The sequence below is a fragment of the Azoarcus sp. DD4 genome (assembly GCF_006496635.1).
In the GTDB taxonomy this organism is placed as follows: Bacteria; Pseudomonadota; Gammaproteobacteria; order Burkholderiales; family Rhodocyclaceae; genus Azoarcus.
On the sequence record NZ_CP022958.1, the window covers coordinates 2,737,823 to 2,757,510 of the forward strand.

The 19,688-nt window shown below is 66.1% G+C and carries 19 protein-coding genes; 6 read left to right on the top strand and 13 right to left on the bottom strand.

Annotated features, from left to right (window positions below; translation table 11 throughout):
* Positions 1–158: 158 nt before the first annotated feature.
* From CJ010_RS12635 to CJ010_RS12650, 4 genes are all read right to left on the bottom strand, one after another.
* The gene (locus tag CJ010_RS12635; RefSeq protein ID WP_141018359.1) at positions 159–1,103 is read right to left on the bottom strand and encodes an electron transfer flavoprotein subunit alpha/FixB family protein; all 945 of its coding nucleotides are present in this window, start codon (positions 1,101–1,103) and stop codon (positions 159–161) included.
* Positions 1,103–1,852 carry an electron transfer flavoprotein subunit beta/FixA family protein gene (locus CJ010_RS12640; RefSeq protein ID WP_141018360.1) on the bottom strand — a complete coding sequence of 250 codons (750 nt, stop codon included), beginning with the start codon at positions 1,850–1,852 and terminating at the stop codon, positions 1,103–1,105. Before CJ010_RS12640 ends, CJ010_RS12635 begins: the two co-directional genes overlap by 1 nt.
* A gap of 25 nt (positions 1,853–1,877) precedes the next feature.
* On the bottom strand, positions 1,878–3,101 hold the full coding sequence (locus CJ010_RS12645; protein ID WP_141018361.1) for a CaiB/BaiF CoA-transferase family protein: 1,224 nt from the start codon (positions 3,099–3,101) through the stop codon (positions 1,878–1,880).
* Positions 3,102–3,608: 507 nt separating this feature from the next.
* Complete coding sequence (locus CJ010_RS12650; protein ID WP_141018362.1) at positions 3,609–4,796, bottom strand: acyl-CoA dehydrogenase; 1,188 nt, start codon at positions 4,794–4,796, stop codon at positions 3,609–3,611.
* Between the two features lie 184 nt (positions 4,797–4,980).
* Between CJ010_RS12650 and CJ010_RS12655 the strand changes: the two genes are divergently transcribed.
* The 3 genes from CJ010_RS12655 (at position 4,981) to CJ010_RS12665 (ending at position 6,843) form a co-directional block, all read left to right on the top strand.
* Positions 4,981–5,907, top strand: a complete 927-nt coding sequence (locus CJ010_RS12655; RefSeq protein ID WP_141018363.1) for a LysR family transcriptional regulator — start codon at positions 4,981–4,983, stop codon at positions 5,905–5,907.
* A gap of 76 nt (positions 5,908–5,983) precedes the next feature.
* A complete protein-coding gene (locus tag CJ010_RS12660) occupies positions 5,984–6,199 on the top strand; it encodes a hypothetical protein (RefSeq protein WP_141018364.1) in 216 nt (71 codons plus the stop codon).
* Positions 6,196–6,843 (top strand): hypothetical protein, encoded by a 648-nt coding sequence (locus tag CJ010_RS12665; RefSeq protein ID WP_141018365.1) that lies wholly within the window; start codon positions 6,196–6,198, stop codon positions 6,841–6,843. The genes CJ010_RS12660 and CJ010_RS12665 overlap by 4 nt, the downstream gene beginning before the upstream one ends.
* 47 nt (positions 6,844–6,890) lie before the next feature.
* Here the strand turns inward: CJ010_RS12665 and CJ010_RS12670 are convergent, their stop codons facing one another.
* The 9 genes from CJ010_RS12670 to CJ010_RS12710 all read right to left on the bottom strand — a co-directional run bounded on the left by CJ010_RS12670 (position 6,891) and on the right by CJ010_RS12710 (position 16,152).
* The gene (locus CJ010_RS12670; protein ID WP_141018366.1) at positions 6,891–7,685 is read right to left on the bottom strand and encodes an enoyl-CoA hydratase-related protein; all 795 of its coding nucleotides are present in this window, start codon (positions 7,683–7,685) and stop codon (positions 6,891–6,893) included.
* 8 nt (positions 7,686–7,693) lie between these two features.
* Positions 7,694–8,089 carry a RidA family protein gene (locus CJ010_RS12675; protein WP_141018367.1) on the bottom strand — a complete coding sequence of 132 codons (396 nt, stop codon included), beginning with the start codon at positions 8,087–8,089 and terminating at the stop codon, positions 7,694–7,696.
* Positions 8,082–8,537 (bottom strand): thioesterase family protein, encoded by a 456-nt coding sequence (locus tag CJ010_RS12680; protein ID WP_141018368.1) that lies wholly within the window; start codon positions 8,535–8,537, stop codon positions 8,082–8,084. The genes CJ010_RS12675 and CJ010_RS12680 overlap by 8 nt, the downstream gene beginning before the upstream one ends.
* A 14-nt stretch (positions 8,538–8,551) precedes the next feature.
* Complete coding sequence (locus CJ010_RS12685; protein WP_141018369.1) at positions 8,552–9,733, bottom strand: acyl-CoA dehydrogenase; 1,182 nt, start codon at positions 9,731–9,733, stop codon at positions 8,552–8,554.
* A 46-nt stretch (positions 9,734–9,779) separates the two neighbouring features.
* Complete coding sequence (locus CJ010_RS12690) at positions 9,780–10,931, bottom strand: acyl-CoA dehydrogenase family protein (protein WP_141018370.1); 1,152 nt, start codon at positions 10,929–10,931, stop codon at positions 9,780–9,782.
* A 7-nt stretch (positions 10,932–10,938) separates the two neighbouring features.
* On the bottom strand, positions 10,939–11,784 hold the full coding sequence (locus CJ010_RS12695) for an enoyl-CoA hydratase family protein (protein ID WP_141018371.1): 846 nt from the start codon (positions 11,782–11,784) through the stop codon (positions 10,939–10,941).
* A gap of 259 nt (positions 11,785–12,043) precedes the next feature.
* Positions 12,044–12,853, bottom strand: a complete 810-nt coding sequence (locus CJ010_RS12700; protein ID WP_141018372.1) for an SDR family NAD(P)-dependent oxidoreductase — start codon at positions 12,851–12,853, stop codon at positions 12,044–12,046.
* A gap of 318 nt (positions 12,854–13,171) precedes the next feature.
* Positions 13,172–15,490 carry a bifunctional salicylyl-CoA 5-hydroxylase/oxidoreductase gene (locus tag CJ010_RS12705; RefSeq protein ID WP_141018373.1) on the bottom strand — a complete coding sequence of 773 codons (2,319 nt, stop codon included), beginning with the start codon at positions 15,488–15,490 and terminating at the stop codon, positions 13,172–13,174.
* A gap of 155 nt (positions 15,491–15,645) precedes the next feature.
* Complete coding sequence (locus CJ010_RS12710) at positions 15,646–16,152, bottom strand: MarR family winged helix-turn-helix transcriptional regulator (protein WP_141018374.1); 507 nt, start codon at positions 16,150–16,152, stop codon at positions 15,646–15,648.
* A gap of 221 nt (positions 16,153–16,373) precedes the next feature.
* On the opposite strand from CJ010_RS12710, the gene CJ010_RS12715 reads away from it, so the two are divergent.
* From CJ010_RS12715 to CJ010_RS12725, 3 genes are all read left to right on the top strand, one after another.
* Positions 16,374–17,387 (top strand): AraC family transcriptional regulator, encoded by a 1,014-nt coding sequence (locus tag CJ010_RS12715; RefSeq protein ID WP_141018375.1) that lies wholly within the window; start codon positions 16,374–16,376, stop codon positions 17,385–17,387.
* 124 nt (positions 17,388–17,511) lie between these two features.
* Positions 17,512–18,300, top strand: coding sequence for an SDR family oxidoreductase (locus CJ010_RS12720; RefSeq protein WP_141018376.1), 789 nt, complete (start codon positions 17,512–17,514; stop codon positions 18,298–18,300).
* A 66-nt stretch (positions 18,301–18,366) separates the two neighbouring features.
* Entirely contained in the window at positions 18,367–19,665 is a 1,299-nt protein-coding gene (locus CJ010_RS12725) for a styrene monooxygenase/indole monooxygenase family protein (protein ID WP_141018377.1), read from the top strand.
* Positions 19,666–19,688: the final 23 nt, after the last annotated feature.

Below are 19,688 nucleotides of genomic sequence, written 5' to 3' on the forward strand. Positions count from 1 at the left end.
GCGTGTCTGCAGCTGCAGATGCGGCCGGACAGATCGGGAATTATCACCCGAGGAAAGAAAAACCGTCCCGGCTGAGCTCAGCCGGGACGGTCAAATAACCAACGGGCAGCGGAGAGAGGGAGAGGAAGCGCCCGCCGGTTGGGAACGGATAATGGCGTTCAGACCGAGGCGGCGAGTTCCGGCACCACCTCGAACAGATCGCCCACCAGGCCGTAATCCGCTACCTGGAAGATGGGCGCCTCCGGGTCCTTGTTGATCGCGACGATCACCTTGGATTCCTTCATGCCCGCCAGGTGCTGGATCGCGCCCGAGATGCCGATCGCGATGTAGAGCTGCGGTGCGACGATCTTGCCGGTCTGGCCGACCTGGTAGTCGTTGGGCACGTAGCCCGCATCGACCGCGGCGCGGGAAGCGCCGAGCGCGGCGCCGAGCTTGTCGGCGAGCGGTTCGAGCAGTTTGGTGTAGTTCTCGCCGCTGCCCAGGCCGCGACCGCCGGAGACGATGATCTTCGCGGCGCCGAGTTCGGGCCGCGCGCTCTTGGTGATCTCGCGGCCGACCAGGCTCGATTGGCCCGCATCGGCGGCGGTGGCGACCGCTTCGATCGCGGCCGCGCCGCCTTCCGCCGCAGCCGCCTCGAAGGCGGTGGTGCGCACGGTGATGACCTTGACCGCATCGGCGCTCTTGACGGTGGCCAGCGCGTTGCCGGCGTAGATCGGGCGCACGAAGGTGTCGGCGGCTTCCACCCCGACGATGTCGCTGATCTGGGCGACGTCGAGCAGCGCGGCTACGCGCGGCAGCGTGTTCTTGCCCGCCGAGGTGGCCGGGGCCAGCACGTGGCTGTAGTCGGCGGCAAGGTTCTTGAGCAGCGCGCTGACGTTCTCGGCAAGCTGGGCGTCCAGCTGCGGGGCGTCGGCCACCAGCACCTTGGCCACGCCGGCGAGCTTGGCTGCGGCTTCGGCCGCGGCGGCGCAGTTGCTGCCGGCGACCAGCACGTGGATCTCGGTTGCCAACATTCCGCCAATCTTGGCGGCAGCCGTCACCGTGTTGAGCGTGGCGGCCTTGATCGTTTGGTTGTCGTGTTCGGCAAGGACAAGTATGGCCATCAGAGCACCTTCGCTTCGTTCTTCAGTTTGTCGACCAGCTGGGCCACATCGGCCACCCGCACCCCGGCGCTGCGCTTGGGCGGCTCGCTCACTTTCAGCGTGGTGAGCCGCGGCGCGACATCGACGCCCAGATCGGCCGGCTTCACCGTGTCGAGCGGCTTCTTCTTCGCCTTCATGATGTTGGGCAGCGTCGCGTAGCGCGGCTCGTTCAGGCGCAGGTCGGTGGTGACCACCGCCGGCAAGCTGATCGCCACGGTTTCGAGACCGCCGTCGATTTCGCGCGTCACCGTCGCTTTGCCGTCGGCGAGCGTGAGCTTGGAGGCGAAGGTCGCCTGCGGCCAGCCCTTCAAGGCAGCCAGCATCTGGCCGGTCTGGTTGGCGTCGTCGTCGATCGCCTGCTTGCCGCAGATCACCAGCGTCGGCGCTTCCTTGTCGCACAGCGCCTTGAGCAGTTTGGCGACCGCCAGCGGCTGCAGTTCGACGTCGGTTTCCACCAGGATGCCGCGGTCCGCGCCGATTGCCATCGCCGCGCGCAGCGTCTCCTGGCAGGCGCCAACGCCGCAGCTCACCGCCACCACCTCGGTCGCCACGCCCGCTTCCTTCAGACGCACCGCTTCTTCAACCGCGATCTCGTCGAACGGGTTCATGCTCATCTTCACATTGGCCAGGTCGACACCGCTGCCGTCCGCCTTCACACGGACCTTCACGTTGTAGTCGACCACGCGTTTTACGGGTACGAGGATTTTCACGCGCTCTTTCTCCTGGGTTGTCGTTTCAGATCACGCCGGCAGCGCGCAATTCTTCGATCTGCGTTGCGCTGAGGCCGAGCGTCCTGTTGAGGATCTGCTCGGTATGTTCGCCGAGCAGCGGGGGCGGATTGCGGTACTCGACCGGGGTGGCCGATAGCCGCAGCGGATTGGCGACCAACGGCACTTCGCCGGCGAGCGGGTGCGGCATGGTGACCTTGAGGCCACGCGCCTGCACTTGCGGGTCGGCGAAGACGTCGGCCAGGGTGTTGATCGGGCCGCAGGGCACAGCGAGCGCTTCGAGGGCCTTCACCCAGTCGGCGGTGCTGCGCTCGATGGTCAGGCGCTTGAGCGCCGGGATCAGCGCGCCGCGGTTTTCCACCCGCGCCTTGTTGGTCGCATAGCGCGCGTCGGCGGCAAGCTCGGGCGCGCCGGCTTCGGCGCAGAAGCGGGCGAACTGGCCGTCGTTGCCGATGGCCAGGATCATGTAGCCGTCGGCAGTCGGGAAGTCCTGGTAGGGCACGATGTTGGGGTGGGCGTTGCCCAGCCGCTTGGGATTCTGCCCGGTGGTGAGGTAGTTCATCGCCTGGTTGGCGAGGCAGGCGATCTGCACGTCGAGCAGCGCGAGGTCGATGAACTGCCCTTCCCCGCTCTTCTCGCGCCAGGCGAGCGCGGCGAGCACCGCATTGGTGGCGTAGAGGCCGGTGAGGATGTCGGTGAGCGCGACGCCGACCTTCATCGGGCCGCCGCCTTCCTCATTGTCCGGGCGGCCGGTGAGGCTCATCAGGCCGCCGAGGCCCTGGATCAGGAAGTCGTAGCCGGCGCGCGGTGCGTAGGGGCCGTCCTGGCCGAAGCCGGTGATGGAGCAGTAGATGAGGCGCGGGTTGATCGCCTTCAGCGCGGCATAGTCGAGGCCGTACTGGGCGAGACCGCCGAGCTTGAAGTTTTCGAGCACGACGTCGGATTCGGCCGCGAGCTGCTTCACCAGCGCCTGGCCTTCGGGCCGGGTGATGTCGATGGTGACGGAGCGCTTGTTGCGGTTGGCGCAGAGGTAGTAGGCGGCGACGCTGGTGTTCTCGCCGTGCTCGTCCTTGAGGAAGGGTGGGCCCCAGCCGCGGGTGTCGTCGCCGGCGCCGGGGCGTTCGACCTTGATGACGTCGGCGCCGAGGTCGGCGAGCAACTGGCCGGCCCAGGGGCCCGCGAGGATGCGGGAGAGATCGAGTACGCGGATGTGGGAGAGTGCGCCGGGCATGGTGGGTTCTCTTGCTGTCCTCTTGTAACGACGTGGTCGCTGCTCTAGGTGGGTTAAAAAACCTGTGGATCGGCTGGCGCCTCGCGCGGGGTATTTGTTCCGCCGGGCTGCGGAACTCACTCGCTGCGCTCGTTCAGACAGTCCTCGCCCGGCTCCACAAACACCCCGCCCGACCGCTGGCGGCGGAAATTCGGCGGCCGAAACTGCGAACAGCAAACCTGTGGTTAATTGAGAGGCATCGCGTGGAAGTGCGTCGGTGTGTTCCCTCCCTTTCAAGGGGAGGGTTAGGGTGGGGATGGGTTTGGGTTGAGCGCTCGGTTTAACCCCTTCCCCACCCCCGCCCTTCCCTTGAAGGGGGAAGTAAAACCTCCTGCAGCTCTCACTCACTCCGCCAATACCTGGTTGCTATGGCACGGACAGAACACGGTGCCGTTGGAGTCGCAGTTCTATTGCCTCCTCCAAGCCGAGAGGAATATGACGAAGAAATTGAGCTCGCGCCGGACGTACTCAGTTGCTGAAAGCAGCGATGCCGGTGATGGCGCGGCCGAGGATCAGCGCATGAATGTCGTGCGTCCCCTCGTAGGTGTTGACCACCTCGAGGTTGACCAGGTGACGTGCCACGCAGAACTCGTCCGAAATGCCGTTGCCGCCGAGCATGTCGCGGGCCACGCGGGCGATGTCGAGGGCCTTGCCGCAGGAGTTGCGCTTGATGATGGAGGTGATCTCCACCGGCGCGTTGCCGGCGTCCTTCAACCGCCCGACCTGCAGGCAAGCCTGCAGCCCCAGGGTGATCTCGGTGAGCATGTCGGCGAGCTTCTTCTGCACCAGCTGGTTGGCCGCGAGCGGACGGCCGAACTGCTTGCGGTCCATGGTGTATTGGCGGGCCGTTTCGTAGCAGGCTTCGGCGGCGCCGAGCGCACCCCAGGCGATGCCGTAGCGGGCGGAGTTCAGGCAGGTGAAGGGGCCCTTGAGGCCACGCACCGTCGGGAAGGCGTTCTCTTCCGGACAGAACACTTCGTCCATGACGATCTCGCCGGTGATCGACGCACGCAGGCCGACCTTGCCGTGGATCGCCGGGGCCGACAGCCCCTTCCAGCCCTTCTCCAGCACGAAGCCGCGGATCTGGCCTTCGTCGTCCTTGGCCCACACCACGAACACATCGGCGATCGGGCTGTTGGTGATCCACATCTTGGCGCCGGAGATGCTGTAGCCGCCGGGCACCTTCTTCGCGCGGGTGATCATGCTGCCGGGGTCGGAGCCGTGGTTCGGTTCGGTCAGGCCGAAGCAGCCCACCCATTCGCCGGTGGCGAGCTTGGGCAGGTATTTCTGCTTCTGGGCTTCGGTGCCGAATTCGTTGATCGGCACCATCACCAGCGAGCTCTGCACGCTCATCATCGAACGGTAGCCGGAATCGACGCGTTCGACTTCGCGGGCGATCAGGCCGTAGCTGATGTAGTTCATGCCGGCGCCGCCGTACTGCTCGGGAATCGTCGGGCCGAGCAGGCCGAGTTCGCCCATCTCGTTGAAGATCTCGCGGTCGGTGCGCTCGTGACGGAAGGCGTCCTGCACGCGCGGCAGCAGCTTTTCCTGGCAGTAGGCGCGCGCGGTGTCGCGCACCATGCGCTCCACGTCGGTCAGTTGGCTGTCGAGGAAGAGCGGATCTGCCCAGTCGAAGGTCGCCTTGTTGGAAGCCATGCTGTCTCCTTTGCTTGTCGGGGAGCGGCCGCCAGCGGGCCGCGAACGAGGACCATCTTAGGCAGTCGCGTAGCTGCCGGCAAACGAGTATTTGGAAGTAAACTGTGCGCTTTACTCACTTCGAAACGTCTGGGCCGCCCGCGGGAACGGAAAGTCGGGTCCAAACCAGCACGTCAAGGACACCATGCGCAGAAAAATCCCCAGCACCGCGGCGCTGCAGGCCTTCGATGCGGCCGCCCGTCACGAGAGCTTCACCCGCGCCGCGGATGAACTGGCGCTGACCCAGAGCGCGATCTGCCGCCAGATCGCCGCGCTGGAGGACTTTCTCGGCGTCGCCCTGTTCCGCCGCACGCGGCGCGGCGTCCGCTTGACGGAAGCCGGTATCAGCTACAGCCGCAAGGTTGCGGCGCGGCTCGATGCGGTGGAACGCGACACCCTGTCGGTGATGGCACACCGCGGCAGCGGCGCCACGCTGGAAATCGCCACCGTGCCGACCTTTGCTACGCGCTGGCTGTTGCCTCGCCTTCCCGCCTTCCTGGCCGGGAATCCGGACGTCACGGTAAACCTGAGCACCCGCACCCGGCCCTTCCTGTTCGACGAGACCGAGTTCGACGCCGCCATCTATTTCGGCGACGCCGGCTGGCCGGGTACCGAGGCGCACTTCCTCATGCGCGAATATCCGGTGCCGGTCTGTAGCCCGCAACTGGCCGGCGTGAAGGCCGGCATGACGCCGGCGGAGATCGCCGGATTGCCGCTGCTGCAGCAGACCACCCGCCCCTACGCCTGGCGGCACTGGTTCGAGTCGGTCGGTATGAGTATTTCGCAAGATATGGGCGGTCCACGCCTGGAGTTGTTCTCCATGCTGGCCGAGGCAGCCATCCACCGACTCGGCGTCGCACTGATCCCGCCCTTCCTGATCCGCCAGGAGCTGGATGCGGGTCTGTTGATCACGCCCTGCCCTCATGCCCAGCGGAGCGAACGCGCGTATTACTTCATCGTGCCGGAGCGCAAGGCCCAGCTCACCGCGCTGACTCACTTCCGCCAATGGCTGGTGGACGAGACAGCCCGCTACAGCTCCAGCGAGGAGATGCAGAAGACATCCGATACATGACATGCCGGAAGGGTCGTCAGGCAATGACAAATGCACTATCCTCGCGGTCAATATCGCCGCACGGAGTGCAATCACGATGAAGACCATCCGCCTCGCCGGCACCATGTTCAAAGCGTCCGCCTTGTTTGGCGGGCCGCAGACAGACAACAACCCGAAAACGCCGCTAGAACAGCTGCATGCCGGCATGCCTTCCGGGCAGCTACCGCAAGCCGAAGAATGGATTGCCGCCGGCGAGTTGCTGGCGGAGGTGGTTCAGGCCGCCGCCGAGCGTGCCGGGGAGTGTGAGCAATGAGGCTGCGGGGCCTGCTCGGCTCGGCGATGCTGCTGGTCGCCGCCGGCTGTGCGACCTCGCCGCCACTGCAGGTATCGGATGAAACGGTGCCGCCCGCCGTCGTCGAGGATGTACGCCCGGTGGCGGTCTATCTCGTTCCGCTCGACGACTTCAACGTGGTCGAGGCCGGCAGGCTCGCGCGCCAGTTTTCGGACGAGTTCGGTTTGCGGATCAAGAGCGCGCCACCGCTCAGCTCACGCCGGGTGCTGCCCTTCTCGGGCACGCGGCAATATCCCGCGGAAGACATCGTTGCGGCGGTCGTGCCGATGCTGGCAGGCTTGCCCGACCGGGCGCCGAATGCGAGCTATGTGCTGCTGAGCAACCGCGACATCAATTCACGTTCGCGCCAGTTCCGTTTCCTGTTCTCCTGGCACGACCCGATTTCGCGCGTGTCGGTGGTGTCGACTGCGCGCTTGCAGACCGACGACGACAAATCGCCATACGCCGACGCAATGCTGGCGACGCGGCTGGGCAAGATGACGCGTCGTGCCATCGGTGAAGTCCAGCTGGGCTGGGCGCGTTCGCCCGACATCGGCGACGTGATGTACGCGCCCATCATGAGTCTGCGTGATGTGGACCGGATGGGGGCCACGCACCGGCCCTGACCGGCGGCGGGCGCGCCGCTTCATGCAGTGCCCGCGTTTTCCGGAGCTTAGCGCCCCTTCCAGACCGGTTTGCGCTTTTCCAGGAAGGACCTGACGCCCTCGTTGCGGTCGTCGGTGCCGGCGAGCACCACGAAGTTGCGGCGCTCGATTGCCAGGCCGGCGGCAAGCGGCGTCTCGAAGGCCTGCAGCACCGAGTCCTTGGCCAGCCGCACCGCCAGCGGGGCCTTCTTGGCGATCTTGCCGGCCAGCTCGTGCGCACGGGCGATGCAGGCGTCGTCGGCGACGACTTCCGCCACCAGCCCGGCGGCGCGCGCTTCCTGCGCCGGGATGAACTCGCCCGCCAGCACCAGCTTCATCGCCACCGATTTCCCCACCGCACGGGTCAGCCGCTGGGTGCCGCCGGCACCGGGGATGATGCCGAGGTTGATCTCCGGCTGGCCGAACTGCGCCGATTCGCCGGCGATGACGATGTCGGCATGCATCACCAGCTCGCAGCCGCCGCCCAGCGCGTAGCCGCACACCGCGGCAACGATGGGCTTGGGAAAGCGCGCGATGGCGCCGAAGAGGCGCGGCCGCTCTTCGAGCAGCACCGCCTGCATGTCCTTGGCGGCCATCTCGGCCAGATCGGCGCCGGCGGCGAACACCTGGTCGCCGCCGGTGAGCACGATGCAGCGCACCGCGTCGTCGTGTTCCGCCTGCTCCAGCAGCGCGACGATGCTGCGCAGCAGCGGCGTCGACAATGCGTTCTTCGCCTGCGGACGATCCAGCCGGATCTCGAGCACGCCGGCATCGGGGCCGGCCACGATCACGCCCTCACCGGGCAGGTAAGCCTTGTCTGTCATCCTTCCTCTCAGTCTGGTATGACGGCGGTGACCTCGATCTCGACCTTGGCCTCGTCCTCGACGAGGTCTGCAACCTGGACGGCGGTCATCGCCGGGAAATTCTTGCCCATGACCTCACGGTAGGCTGCACCGATCTCCCTGAGGCGGGCGTTGTATTCCTTCTTGTCCTTAAGGTACCACGTCATCCGGACCATATGCTCCGGGCCGGCGCCGGCCACCGCCATCACGTCGCGGATGTTGGAAAGCGCCTGGAAAATCTGCTGGACGAGGTCGTCGCTCTCGAACTTGCACTGGCCGTTCCAGCCGATCTGGCCACCGACGTAGATCTGCCGGCCACGGGCTTCGATGCCGTTCGCGTAGCCCTTGGGGGCGAGCCAGCCTTCGGGTTGCAGGGTCTTATGCATCTCTGTTCTCCATGAAACGGGCAATCGCATTGCGGACGTCGTCCGGCCAGGCGATCGATTTGTGATTGTCGAGCGAGGTGGCGACGATGACCTGTCGCGCACTCAGTCGTGGCTTGTCTTCGCCGCTGGCGAGGTGCTTGAGGACCAGCGAGGAATTGCCGAGTTTTTCGATGCTCAGTTGCCAGCGCAGGGTCTCGCCGAACACCGAGGGCGCGAGGAAGCGGGTGTCGAGCTGGGCGGTCGGCGTGCCCATGCGGCGCACGCTCACCAGCTCGGTCCAGGGATAGCCGAGGGATTCCAGCCAGTCCTCCACCACGCTGTTCAGCATGCGCAGGTAGTTGGGGAAGAAGACGATGCCCGCCGGGTCGCAGTCCTCGAAGCGCACGCGGCGCTCGACGACGAAACGCGCCGCTTCGCGAGCCATATCGGAATCGGGGTGCTGGGTCACGACGGGCTCCGTGCTCAGTTGGCGAACGCGGCGATGCCGGTGATGGCGCGGCCGAGGATCAGCGCATGGATGTCGTGCGTCCCCTCGTAGGTGTTGACCACCTCGAGGTTGACCAGGTGACGCGCCACGCAGAACTCGTCCGAAATGCCATTGCCGCCGAGCATGTCGCGGGCGACGCGGGCGATGTCGAGGGCCTTGCCGCAGGAGTTGCGCTTGATGATGGAGGTGATCTCCACCGGCGCGTTGCCGGCGTCCTTCAACCGCCCGACCTGCAGGCAAGCCTGCAGCCCGAGGGTGATCTCGGTGAGCATGTCGGCGAGCTTCTTCTGCACCAGTTGGTTGGCGGCGAGCGGACGGCCGAACTGCTTGCGGTCCATGGTGTACTGGCGGGCGGTCTCGTAGCAGGCTTCGGCGGCGCCGAGCGCGCCCCAGGCGATGCCGAAGCGGGCGGAGTTGAGGCAGGTGAAGGGGCCCTTCAGGCCGCGCACCGTGGGGAAGGCGTTCTCTTCCGGGCAGAAGACTTCGTCCATGACGATCTCGCCGGTGATCGACGCACGCAGGCCGACCTTGCCGTGGATCGCCGGGGCCGACAGACCCTTCCAGCCCTTCTCCAGCACGAAGCCGCGGATCTGGCCTTCGTCGTCCTTGGCCCACACCACGAACACGTCGGCGATCGGGCTGTTGGTGATCCACATCTTGGCGCCCGAGATGCTGTAGCCGCCGGGCACCTTCTTCGCGCGGGTGATCATGCTGCCGGGGTCGGAGCCGTGGTTGGGTTCGGTGAGGCCGAAGCAGCCCACCCATTCGCCGGTGGCGAGCTTGGGCAGGTATTTCTGCTTCTGGGCTTCGGTGCCGAATTCGTTGATCGGCACCATCACCAGCGAGCTCTGCACGCTCATCATCGAACGGTAGCCGGAATCGACGCGTTCGACTTCGCGGGCGATCAGGCCGTAGCTGATGTAGTTCATGCCGGCGCCGCCGTACTGCTCGGGAATCGTCGGGCCGAGCAGGCCGAGTTCGCCCATCTCGTTGAAGATCTCGCGGTCGGTGCGCTCGTGACGGAAGGCGTCCTGCACGCGCGGCAGCAGCTTTTCCTGACAGTAGGCGCGCGCGGTGTCGCGCACCATGCGCTCCACGTCGGTCAGCTGGCTGTCGAGGTTGAGGGGATCTTCCCAGTTGAATTGGACTTTGCTCATGCTCTGTTCGGCTCCGTAGGGGTAAGGGTCGGGGCTGGGGGTAGGCTTACTTCAACAGCTCGCGGGCGACGATCAGCTTCTGCACTTCTGTCGCGCCTTCGTAGATGCGCAATGCGCGGATTTCGCGGTACAGCGATTCGACCTTGACGCCGACACGCACGCCCTGCCCGCCGTGGATCTGCACGGCGGCGTCGATGACGCGCTGGGCGTTTTCGGTCGCGGTCATCTTGGCCATCGCGGCTTCGCGGGTGGTCGGCAGCTTCTGCACGTCGCGCCGCCAGGCAGCACGCGCGGTAAGCAGCGCGGCGGCCTCGATGTCGGTGGCCATGTCGCCGAGCTTGGCCTGCGTCAGCTGGAAGTCGGCCAGGGTGTGGCCGAACATCGGCCGCTGGCGGGCGTGGCTCAGGGCTTCGTCGAGCGCGCGGCGGGCAAAACCGAGCGCGGCGGCGGCGACCGAGGCGCGGAAGATGTCGAGCGTGCGCATCGCCACCTTGAAACCCTCCCCCGGCGCGCCGAGTCGGTTGGCCACCGGCACCTTCATGTCGGTGAAGCGCAGGCGGGCGAGCGGATGCGGCGCGATCGTGTCCAGGCGCTCCGCGACTTCGAAGCCGGGCATGTCGGGATAGACCACGAAGGCGGAGATGCCGCGCGTGCCCGGCGCCTCGCCGGTACGGGCGAAGAGGCAGTACACATCGGCGATGCCGCCGTTGGAGATCCAGGTCTTCTCGCCGTTGATGACGTAGTGGTCGCCTTCAAGGCGCGCTTCGCAGCTCATCGCGCCGACGTCGGAGCCGGCCAGCGGTTCGGTCAGCGCGAAGGCGGAAATCCATTCGCCGGCGGCCACCTTGGGCAGCACGTGGCGCTTGATCTCTTCGCTGCCCGACAAGGTGATGGCGCCGGTGCCCAGGCCCTGCATGGCGAAGGCGAAGTCGGCGAGGCCGTCGTGGTAGGCGAGCGTTTCGCGGGCAATGCAGAGCGAGCGCGAATCGAGTTCGGCGAGCGCGCCACCGTAGGCGGCCGGCACCGCGTAGCGCAGGAAACCGGCCTTGCCGAGCGCGGCGACGAGCTGGCGGCAGGCGTTGTCGGTGTCGTGGTGATCGACGTGGGGCATCGCGGTCGATGCCCATTCGAAGATCGCGTCCGACAGCTGGCGGTGTTCGGGGCCGTAGAACGGCAGGTCGAGGATGGAGCGGTCCATGGCGTGCTCAGTTTCCTTCGAACTTGGGCTTCTGCTTGGCGGCGAAGGCTTCGAAGGCGCGGCGGAAGTCGCCGGTCATCATGCAGATGGCCTGGGCCTGGGCTTCGGATTCGACCATTTCCTCGATGCCCATGGCCCATTCCTGGTTGAGCATGGTCTTGGTCATGGTGTGGGCGAACCAGGGGCCGTCGGCGAGGTTGCGGGCGAGCTTGTCGGCTTCGGCAAAGAGCTCGGCGCTGGCGTGGAGCGCGCTGAAGAAGCCCCAGTCGCGGCCTTCTTCGGCGCTCATCACGCGGCCGGTCATCAGCAGCTCGGTGGCACGGCCCTGCCCGATCATGCGCGGCAAGAGGCCGCAGGCGCCCATGTCGGCGCCGGCGAGGCCGACGCGGGTGAAGAGGTAGGCGGTCTTGGTTTCGGGCGTGCCGAGGCGGAAGTCGGCGGCGAGCGCGACCATGGCGCCGGCGCCGGCGCAGAAGCCGTCGATGGCGGCGATGACGGGTTGCGGGGCGCGCCGCATGGTCTTGACCAGATCGCCGGTCATGCGGGTGAATTCGAGGAGTTCCGGCATGCTCATCTTGGTGAGCGGTTCGATGATTTCGAACACGTCGCCGCCGGAGCAGAAGTTGCCGCCTTCGCCGCGGATGACCACGGTACGCACGTCGCTGGCGTACTTGAGGTTGTTGAAGAGGTCGCGCAGTTCGGCGTAGGAGTCGAAGGTGAGCGGGTTCTTCTTCTCCGGGCGGTTGAGCGTGATGGTGGCGACGCGGCCGTCTTCGGAGCAGGACCACTTGAAGTGGCGGGCCTGGTAGTCCTTGAACGGACGCTTGTGATCGTTCATCGAAAGTTCTGCCATGGTCTCTCTCCTGTCATTCCTGGCTTGATTTTTGGGTTCGGTTGCCGCTATGTGGCGGCTTGTGCAGTGTTTGGCCTGGCTCTCGCTTGCCGGTGATCGCACGGGATATTTCTTCCGGGGCTGCCGCTACGCGGCGCGGCGGAGGGTACGCAAATGAGCGCTCGCGTTGCTCGCTCAGACAGTCCTCGCCCCTCCACAAAGATCCCGCACGCTCACCTCGGTCGGTGCGACTCCCCAGCGATTTCGTTTGGTGCTGCTCTTAGCCGGCCATCACCTCGCCACCGGCGACGGGAATCGACTGCCCGTGTATCGCATCCGACCCCGGCAGGCACAGCCAGCCGACGGTGCGGGCGACGTCCTCCGGCTGCACGAGGCGACCCTGCGGATTGCTGGCGGCCAGCGTGGTCTTGGCGTCGTCGCTGCTGCGACCGGTCTTGGCGACGATGTTGTCCACCGCGCCGCCGAGCAGCGGGGTGTCGGTGTAGCCCGGGCAGACCGCGTTCACCGTGATGCCCTGCTTCGCCACTTCCAGCGCCAGCGCGCGGGTCAGGCCGATGACGCCGTGCTTGGCGGCGCAGTAGGCGGAGACGTAGGCGTAGCCGACCAGGCCGGCGGTGCTGGCGATGTTGACGATGCGGCCCCAGCGCGCGGCCTGCATGCCCGGCAGCACGGCGTGGGTGCAGTTGTAGGTGCCGGTGAGGTTCACCGTCAGCATCTCGTTCCACAGCGCCGGCTCGGTCTTGGCGAGCGGCGCGCTCTTGGCGGCGCCGGCGTTGTTGATGAGGATGGCGATGGCACCGCGCGCGGCGGCGGCTTCGGCCAGCGCGGCGGCGATGGCGGCGTGGTCGGTGATGTCGGCCACCGCGATGCCGTGGCCCTGCCCCGCCAGCTTGTCGCGGGTGGCATTCAGCGGTTCGGCGCGGCGGCCGACCAGCGTCAGCGTGGCGCCGAGGCGGGCGAGTTCGACCGCGATCGCCTCGCCGATACCGCTGCCAGCGCCAGTCACCACGGCGTGGCGGCCGGCGAGCGGCGAATGGGTCTCTCTGCTGTTGTCGGTGGGTGCGTTCATTGCGCTACCTTCCTGAGGTTTATAGGGGGATGCCCCAACGTCGGAGCACTCCACCACGAGCAAGCTGCGCTCGGTTTTACCCCCTCCCCTTCAAGGGGGTGAGGACGGGGTTTCGGCGAGCACCGCTCGCCGCCGGCCGAACGACGGTGCCTCGTGGCACCGGCTACCGGGCTGGCCCGATTTGCTCCCTCCCCTTCAAGGGGAGGGCTGGGGTGGGGATGGGGTTACGCGGAGCTGCCTCCTACCCCATCCCCCTCCTCCTAGCCTCCCGAAGGGGAGGAACAAGACCGCGAGTCTCTCAAGCCGTCGAGAGCTCGATTACTTCCCAGGCGCCGCGTAGCTGCGCTTGAGGTTGGTTTCGAACTGCGCCCTGCCCGACAGGTACTGCTTCGGCCAGGCCTGGCCCTTGAAGTCGATCTTGGCAGCTTCGTGCAGCGTCCAGGCCGGGTCCGCCAGATGCGGGCGGGCCACCGCGCACAGGTCGGCACGGCCGGCGCCGATGATGCTGTTCACATGGTCTGCTTCGAAGATCGCACCGACGGCGATGGTCGGGATGCCCACTTCGTTGCGGATGCGATCGGCGAACGGGGTCTGGAACATGCGGCCGAACACCGGCTTCTCGCCCTTCCACACCTGGCCCGACGAGCAGTCGATGATGTCGGCGCCGGCTTCCTTGAACAGGCGCGCGATCGCCACCGCGTCGTCGGCAGTGTTGCCGCCCGGGAACCAGTCGTGGCACGACAGGCGCACCGACATCGGCTTGTCGGCCGGCCACACCGCGCGCATCGCCTTGAACACTTCCAGCGGATAGCGGGCGCGGTTCTCGATGCTGCCGCCGTACTCGTCCTTGCGCTGATTGGTCAGCGGCGACAGGAAGCTCGACAGCAGGTAGCCGTGGGCGCAGTGGAACTCGAGGATGTCGAAGCCGGCTTCGGCACCCATCTTGGTGGCGCGCACGAAGTCTTCCTTGACGCGGTCCATGTCGTCGCGGTTCATTTCGCGCGGCACCTGCGAATTCGGCAGATAGGGCAGCGGCGAGGCCGAGATCAGCTCCCAGGCGCCGGACTCCAGCGGCTGGTCGATGCCTTCCCAGGCCAGCTTGGTCGCACCCTTGCGGCCGGCGTGGCCGAGCTGCAGGCCCATCTTGGCGCTGGAATTGGCATGCACGAAATCGACGATGCGCTTCCAGGCATTGACGTGCTCGGGCTTGTACATGCCGGCGCATCCCGGGGTGATGCGGGCATCGGCCGAAACGCAGGTCATCTCGGTGTAGAGCAGACCGGTGCCGCCGAGGGCGCGCGAGCCGAAATGCACCAGGTGGAAGTCGTTGGCCGCGCCATCCTCGGCGGAATACATCGCCATCGGAGACATGATGACGCGGTTGGCCAGCGTCAGCCCGCGCAGCTTGAACGGGGTGAACATCGGCGGCGGCGGGTTCTGGTCGGCGGCGACCGGCACACCGGCCTTCTCGGCCACCCAGCGCTCGTAGCCTTCCAGCCACTTGGCGTCGCGCAGGCGCAGGTTTTCGTGCGAGATGCGCTGCGAGCGGGTCAGCATCGAGTACATGAATTGCTCGGGCTCCAGCGTATCGCAGTAGCGCGCATCGCAGACTTCGAACCACTCCATGGCGTTCCAGGCGGCGTTCTGCAGGCGCAGCACGTCGATGTTGCGCACTTCCTGGTAGCGCGACAGCACCGCCGGGATGTTCTCGACCGCATCGCCCTGCTCCTTGAACAAACGGGTGAGGTCGATCGCGTCTTCCAGCGCCAGCTTGGTGCCGGAGCCGATCGCGAAGTGGGCGGTGTGCACCGCGTCGCCCATCAGCACGACGTGGCTCTTGCCGTTGAAGTGGTGCCACTGCTCGCACTTCACGCGCTGGAAGTTGAGCCAGGCGGAGCCGCGCAGGTGGCGGGCGTTGGTCATCAGCGGGAAGCCGTCGAGGTGCTTCTCGAACAGCTTTTCGCAGAATTCGATCGATTGCTGCTGGTCGGCCTTGTCGAGGCCGTGGGCCTGCCAGACGTGTTCCGGGCATTCGACGATGAAGGTGGTGGTGGTGTCGTCGAACTTGTAGATGTGGGCCTGGAACCAGCCGTGTTCGGTCTTCTCGAAGATGAAGTTGAAGGCGTCGAACAGCTTGTTGGTGCCCAGCCAGATATAGCGGTTCGGGCGGGTGACGATGTCCGGCTTGAAGACTTCGTTGTAGCGGTTGCGGATCTTGGAGTTGATGCCGTCGGACGCGATGATGAGGTCGGCATCCGGGTACTCCAGGTCGGAATCGACGTCCTTCTCGAACACCAGCTCGACGCCGAGCTCCTCGCAGCGTTCCTGCAGGATGTTGAGCATCTTCTTGCGGCCGATGCCGACGAAGCCGTGACCGCCGGAGCGGATCGTGCGGCCCTTGAAGTGCAGCTCAATGTCGTCCCAATGATTGAAGGCGACCTGGATGGCGTCGGCCGTCACCGGGTCCCATTCGCGCATGTTGTCCATGGTCGCGTCGGAGAACACGACACCCCAGCCGAAAGTGTCATAGGGCTTGTTGCGTTCGACCACCGTGATCTGATGCGCCGGATTCAGCTTCTTCATCAGGATCGCGAAATACAGCCCGGCCGGGCCACCACCGATACACACGATGCGCATGCTGTTGCTCCTCTGGTTGTTCCTTGCGGCCTGCCCGACGGGTTCGTGCGGGACCGGACGCGAGGCATGAAATAGGATCGCTTATTTAGCGAGAAATATTTCATGTCTAAACTATTAAGTCAACAAGCTCATTGCGGCTATGCGTTTTCGTCGCCTCAGCGCTCCTCTCCAATGTAGCCGCCGTCGCCGGAAAGATCGGGCGGATGCAAGGTCAGCAGCTCGCGCAGCATCGCCAGCAGCATGCGTGCGTTGTCGGCGCCGAACGGCTCCAGCACCGCGTGCTGGTGGCGCTGGGCGCGTTCGCGCAGGGTTTCGGTCAGACGCTGGCCCTTGGGGGTGAGCCGGACGACGGTCTGACGGCGGTCGGTGCGCACGCGGGTACGCGTGACCAGGCCGTCGTTCTCCATGCGCTGCACCACCTTGCTCAGCGTCGGCTGCTTGGTCAGCGCCAGCTGACTGAGCGCGCCTATGCTCTCGCCTGCACTGCCGGCCAGACTGGCCAGCACCCGCCATTCGGTCACCGACAGCCCGGCGCTATTCACCTCGCGGTGGAACTCATGGGAAATCCGGCTGCTGGCCTGCGCGAGCAGGTAGGCCAGATAGCCGTCGATGAAGCGTTCGCCCGCATCGTCGGCGGGTCTGTCTTCTGAAGATGGGCTCATCGGCATCCTGGGCTCCGGGGTTGGCGCAAACCACTGGATCGCATGGCGAAGCTGCACAGTCGACATCCTCTGTCTAAAGTGTAATGAAGGTGCAGATTTGTCTTGCGATCCGGAGTTTGTTGCATTTAAATTATTTACACCTATACATTATGGGCAGTGGAGAGCGCGATGTCAGTCCCCCGAGCAATCCTGTTCCCATTCCGACCGCCCGGAGCCTTGCCGTGAACGCCCCGGAAATCCTGCCGCCGGCAGAGCCGCTGGCCGCCTACCCTTTTTTCCGCTCGGGTGATGCCGAGGAGTCGCGGTTGCATGTCGCCCGCGTATTCTGCCCACACGAGCTCAAGCAAGTCACGGCCAGGCGGCCTTTCGCCTCGCGCCATAATCTGGTCAAGCTCAACGAGACGGCGCTCAATTACCTGACTTACGGCACCGACGTCGACATCCTGCCGGGGCAGTTGAAGAGTTTCTTCCTGGTACAGGTGCCGCTCGAAGGCACGGCGGCGATTCGCTGCGGCGACCAGGAGCTGATGTCCAGCCCGGCGGTGGCGTCCATCCTCAGCCCCGACGAATACACCGAGATGCGCTGGCACCACGACAACCGCCAGCTGCTGCTGTGGATCCCACGCCAGGCGCTCGAACGCCGGCTGGCCGAGCATCTCGGCGAAGCCCCGGACAAGCCGCTCAGCTTCCGGCTCGCCCTGCCCCAGCGCGAGGGTCTGACCCAGAGCTGGTGCCGGATGCTGGTGGACCTCGCTTCCAACATCGACCAATGCGGCGCCGACTGGCTCCGCTTCCGCCCCACTGTCGCCGCCCTGGAGGATTGCCTGTTGCGCGGATTACTGCAGCTCCATCAGCACAACTACAGCGAACGTCTCGCCACCCCGCCGCGCGAGGCCGGCAAGCCGCGTCATGTGCAGCGCGCCATCGATTACGTGCAGGCCCATATCGAAGAAGGCATCACCGTGGGCGACATTGCCCGCGCTGCCTGCGTGAGCGTGCGTGCCCTGGAGGAAGGCTTCCGCAAGCATTGCGATACCACGCCGCTGGTCTACCTGCGCGAGGTGCGTCTGGAGCGGGTGCGCAAGGCGCTGGTGAACCTGCCGCTGCATGGCGAATCCGTCACCGACATCGCCCAGCGCTACGGCTTCGTGCACCTCGGCCGTTTCTCCGCCTACTACAAGGCCCGCTTCGGTGAGACTCCCTCGCAGACGGCCGGCCGCGGCGCCCGTGCCTAGGTCTTTTGTGCCTGCGCGGATAACGGATAGGGGGCAGGCGCATTCCGGATAGCCCGTCATCCGACTGAAATGAAAACTGTGCTCCATCGACGCCGCGGTGCGTCACCACAACGGAGCACAGCAGATGAAGGGCCTGGACAAGAAAGTCGCCATCGTCACCGGTGGCGCAACCCTGATCGGCGAGGCGGTCGCACGTGACCTGATCGCCCACGGCGCCAGCGTGGTGCTGGCCGACATCGACGCCGCCAAGGGGGCTGCGGCCGCAGATCGCCTCGGCGCCGCCGCCCGCTACCTCCGCACCGACGTCACCGACGATGCTTCGATCGCCGCCTGTGTTGCCGGCACGGCGGCGGCCTTTGGCGGCGTCGATTTTCTCGTCAATTGCGCCTGCACCTACGTCGATAACGGCGCTGCCTCTACCCGCGCCGAGTGGCTGCAGGCCTTCGACGTGAATGTCGCCGGCGCGGCGATGATGCTGCAGGCCTGCCGCCCGGAGATGGCCAAGCGCGGTGGCGGTTCGGTCGTGAACTTCGCCTCGATTTCCGCCGGTGCTGCCCAGGCCGGCCGCTGGCTCTACCCGATGAGCAAGGCGGCCATCCAGCAATTCACCCGCAGTGCGGCGCTTGATCTTGCCGCCGAGCGCATCCGCGTCAATTCGGTCTCTCCGGGCTGGACCTGGTCCTCGGTGATCGACACGCTGTCCGGCGGCGACAAGGCCAAGGCCGACAAGGTCGCGGCCGACTACCACATCCTCGGCCGCCTCGGCCTGCCCGAAGAAGTCGCCCAGGTCGTCTCCTTCCTGCTGTCCGACCATGCCAGCTTCGTCACCGGCGCCGACTATGCCTGCGATGGCGGCTACACCGCACTCGGTCCCGAAGGCACCGCCGCCGCGATCACGCGGCTGATGGCCTGAGTTCTCCATCCTCGCCGCCGCGTCCCTCGCTTTCCCGCACAGATCCACACCCATCAGGAGACTTCCATGCACCTCGCCAGCAATGCGTCCGAAAACAAGATCACCCCGCGCAGCGTCGCCATCGTCGGCGCCGGCCAGGCCGGCCTGCTGCTCGGCTGCGGCCTGCTCGACCAGGGCTACAGCGTCACCCTGGTCACCAACCGCAGTGCCGAGGATGTCTGGCACGGCAAGGTGATGTCGTCCCAGTTCATCTTCGATCCGGCGCTGCAGATCGAGCGCGATTTCGGCATGAACCAGTGGGAAGCCGACTGCATGAAGACCGAAGGCATCGGCTTCTCCATCCCGATGCCGGACGGCAGCGGCAACAAGGCGATCCATTGGCATGCGCGCCTCAACGCCTACGGCCAGTCGGTGGACCAACGGGTCAAGATGCCGGGCTGGATGAAGGAGTTCGTGCGACGCGGCGGTGAACTGCGCTTCGACGACGTCGGCGTGGCCGAGCTGGACAAACTCGCCGCCGAGTACGAACTGGTGCTGCTGGCCGGCGGCAAGGGCGAGATCGTCAAGCTGCTCGGCACCGACGAAAGCCGTTCGCCGGTCAAGCAGCCGATGCGCCAGCTCGCCCTGACCTACGTCACAGGCATGAAGCGCCACGACTACTACGAGTGCGTGAACTTCAACCTGATCCCCGGCGTGGGCGAATACTTCGTGTTCCCGGCACTGACTACCAAGGGCGCCGACGGCACCCAGGACTGCGACATCATGGTGTTCGAAGGCGTGCCGGGCGGCCCGATGGACTGTTGGGGCGAGGCCAAGACCCCGGAGCAGCACCTCGAGATCAGCCTCAATATCCTCAAAACCTTCGTGCCCTGGGAATACGAGCGCAGCCGCGACTGCCAGCTCACCGACGCCAACGGCATCCTCGCCGGCCGCATCACGCCGACGGTGCGCAACCCGGTGCTGACCCTGCCTTCCGGCCGCAAGGTCTTCGGCATGGGCGACGCGGTGCTGGTGAACGACCCGATCACCGGCCAGGGCTCCAACAACGCCACCAAGGGCGCCAAGCACTACTACGACGCCATCCTCGCCCGCGGCGCCGCCGCCTTCGACGAAGCCTGGATGCGCCAGACCTTCGACGCGCTCTACAACGGCTATGCAGAAAAGGTGGTGCGCTGGACCAACAGCCTGCTGTTCCCGCCGCCCGAGCATATCGTCAAGCTGCTCGGCGCCGCGCAACAGGCACCGTCGCTGGCCAGCCGCATCGCCAATGGCTTCAACGATCCGCGCGATTACGCCGAATACTGGTTCGATGCCGCAGACGCGGAAAGCCTGATCGCCCGCGAGATGCAGAAGCTCGCCGCCTGATTCGTTGCATTGCCGCCGCTGCG